We start from the raw sequence: 2818 nt of genomic DNA on the forward strand, positions 1-2818 counted from the left end.
GGTTTTTTTACCCATGATGTCTTACGAGGATTACCAGGATCGTGTTCTTACCTGCCGTGATTGTGGTCAGGACTTTGTCTTCTCTGCCGGCGAGCAGGCCTTCTTCGCCAGCAAGGGGTTAACCAACCCCCCGGCGCGCTGCCCTGACTGCCGCGCCGCCCGCCGCAACGGCTCCCGAAGTCAGTCTTCGCCCCGTTCCTCTCGGGAGCAGTACGAGGCTGTCTGCTCCAACTGTGGACGACAAACGACCGTTCCTTTCCTCCCCCGCGAGGATCGTCCCGTCTACTGCAGCGATTGTTACCAGGAGGTTCGCTCCTCCCGTGGCGGGCGTCGCGATGAAAGCCGGAGCTATAGCTACTCGGGCAGCTATGAGGGAGGCCACGGGCGCGGGCGTGAGCGCCGCGGTGGGCGCCGCTGGTAGCTAACGCTCCCGCCTTTCTCGCTGTCTGGCTGAGGCTCTGGCTCTTCGGCGACAGCCAGCATTCGCTCTAGCGCTTCTTGGCGCCGCCTGGCTCTGCCCGTCACCAGCAGTCCCTCAACCTCCACAGCAGGCAGGAACGAGCTATCCTACACAGCTGGTTGATCCGCTCACAGCAGAACTCAGGAGGCAGGACAGAGGTCAGCTACTTCTGCCCTGCCTCGCTTTTCGCTCAGGCTGCTCAGACAGCCGCCTGGCCCCAATCCCTTGCTTGCATAGTCTGACTGGCCCGCGTCCGCAAGGCAAGGTCGTGTCAGTTGCTGGTGTGGCAGCAGCCGGTTCCTTCTTGGGCAACCCGGGCGATGCCTGGCGGCTGGCTGTCTACCTCCACTTAGCAAAGCTGAGCTGAGCTGAGCTGAGCCAAGACGGCCAGGCACACCCTAACGTTGACCTTTCCAGGAGCTCTCTAAGACAATCTGGAGACAACCTGCGCTGCATCCCAGTCGGCTTGAAAGGTCGTCTGTAATGTCGCCAGCACCTTCCCATCGGCCACCAGGATGCCCACCTCGCGATTGCTCTCCAGACCCGGCGGCGAGCAGTTTTCCGAGCCAACAAAGGCCTCTCGCCCGTCTACAACGAGCATTTTGGCATGCATATAGAGCTGGCCATCCTCGCGCACCGCTACTCCGCCCTGCAGCAGCGTGGCAATGCCCTCGGCATTGGGATCATTTCCCTCGCGCGGGGCCGGCAAAACGACTTGCACCCTCACACCCCGTTGCTCCGCCGCGACCAGAGCGGCTTCGATCTGCTGATCCCGCATCTCTTCCTCTTCAACGAGCAATGTCTGCTGCGCCTCGCCAATCAGTCCCTGCAGGGCGGTCCGCGCGTTGCCCGGGCTAATAACGAGGTTGGCATCGTCGATCAGCGAGCCGCTGGCCGTGCGCTGCCAATCGGCCTCAAAGAGCGCCTCCAGGTTGCTCACGTCCCTGGTCCAGGGATCAATAATGCCATACTCGCGGTTGGCAACACTGCGATTCCCTCCCAGAGCGGCCCGCGTGAAGTTGCCGGTCATGATATAGGCGCGCTCTCCATCTACAATCATCAGTTTGGCATGGGTGAGTGGGAAAGCAGGATTCGCATAGCGCGCCTCAACGCCAGCAGCGCGCAGTTGCTGCATGGTTCCATCAGGAGAGCCACCACCGTAGGGATGAGGCTCCAGCATCACACGGACCGTCAGGCCCCGCCTGGCCGCTCCCTCCAGGGCCTGAATGACGCTGCGGTCGGTGAGGAGATAGATCTCGACAGCCAGTGAGCGCTGAGCCTCAGAGATAGCCTGCAGAATAACCTGTTCACCGGCTTGCGGCTCGACAAAGATCTGAACGCCCTTGACCCCGGGACCGGGCGCAACAGCAGCCGGTGGAGAGGAGAGAGGGACGGCAGGCGACTGACGCGCCGCCAGGGCTGTTGCTCCTGTGCCCGGCGGCAGTAGAGGCTGGAGAAGGACCGAGAGCGTGAGCGAGAAGAGAATGGCCGGCAGCCATTGCCGGCCTCTGCTCTGAAGATGCGACATTGCCATGCCTCCTGGCTTCAAGGATGGGTGTGTGATGCTAGCTATGGCCTGCGTGCGTTGCTGGACCTGCTGATCGCCCAGCAATGGCGCACCAGCTAGATGAACTACAGCCAGTATAGTTGGCTGTTCCAAGGCCAGAGCAGAGATGGACGGCCCGCAGCGATCACCCCCGGCAGGAGACAGCTGACAGCACCGCCTGACCGCTGCACCCACCAGCCCAGCCATGAAAAGAGGGCGGAGCGCCATTGCTCCGCCCTTGCCGAATGGATTGGAGGCAGGCTCATAATGAGCCACCACTACCGCTCAGGAGGCTCGCTTAGGAATGTGTATCGTTCAGGGCAACGTCGTCGACAAAGAAGTTGGTGACCAGTGACGAATCGGTCGTCCCCTGGAAGTAGACCTGAATCTGTTGTCCATAGTAGCTGCTCAGCGCCGAGGTCAGATCAAAGGTGTACTGCGTCCAGCCCGAGGCATTGGCATTACACCTGGTCTGCACGGTCGTGATCGTCGAGCCACTGGAGGTGCGAATGCGCGCGTAGAAGTAGTCGTAGCAGGTACTGCCCGACTCCTGCGTGCTGATGTAGAGCCAGTAGCTTAGAACCACCTTGGTCGTGGTGCTGGGCAGGGTGACCGTCTGCCAGATCTGATCATTGCAGCCGTTATAGCCGCAGAGGTAGGCACTGTAGCTGCCCGTATGGGGATTCGTAGGGTCGACGATCTCATAGCCTCCGGAGGAAGATTCCTGCCAGGGGGAGCTACCGCTCTCGAAACCAGGGTTGCTCAGCAGCTGCGTGGTGGTGCCGCCACCGCCACCGCCGCCACCGCCGCCA

At 61.7% G+C, this 2818-nt stretch carries 3 protein-coding genes; 1 reads left to right on the forward strand and 2 read right to left on the reverse strand.

The features are described from left to right. A partial coding sequence (locus IRZ31_RS21030; RefSeq protein ID WP_297157641.1) for a zinc-ribbon domain containing protein occupies positions 1–421 on the forward strand: 421 nt, incomplete at its 5' end. A 463-nt stretch (positions 422–884) separates the two neighbouring features. Here IRZ31_RS21030 and IRZ31_RS21035 read toward each other — a convergent pair. Continuing rightward, a complete protein-coding gene (locus IRZ31_RS21035; RefSeq protein ID WP_297157644.1) occupies positions 885–1988 on the reverse strand; it encodes a phospholipase D-like domain-containing protein in 1104 nt (367 codons plus the stop codon). Between the two features lie 316 nt (positions 1989–2304). Continuing rightward, on the reverse strand, positions 2305–2818 hold a 514-nt coding region (locus IRZ31_RS21040; protein WP_297157647.1), incomplete at its 5' end, for a carbohydrate binding domain-containing protein.

The organism is Thermogemmatispora sp., from assembly GCF_019683635.1.
GTDB lineage: Bacteria > Chloroflexota > Ktedonobacteria > Ktedonobacterales > Ktedonobacteraceae > Thermogemmatispora.

Coding starts and splice junctions, on each gene's coding strand:
- IRZ31_RS21035 (WP_297157644.1), bottom strand. CDS start 1,988: ATGTCGCATCTTCAGAGCAGAGGCCGGCAATGGCTGCCGGCCATTCTC.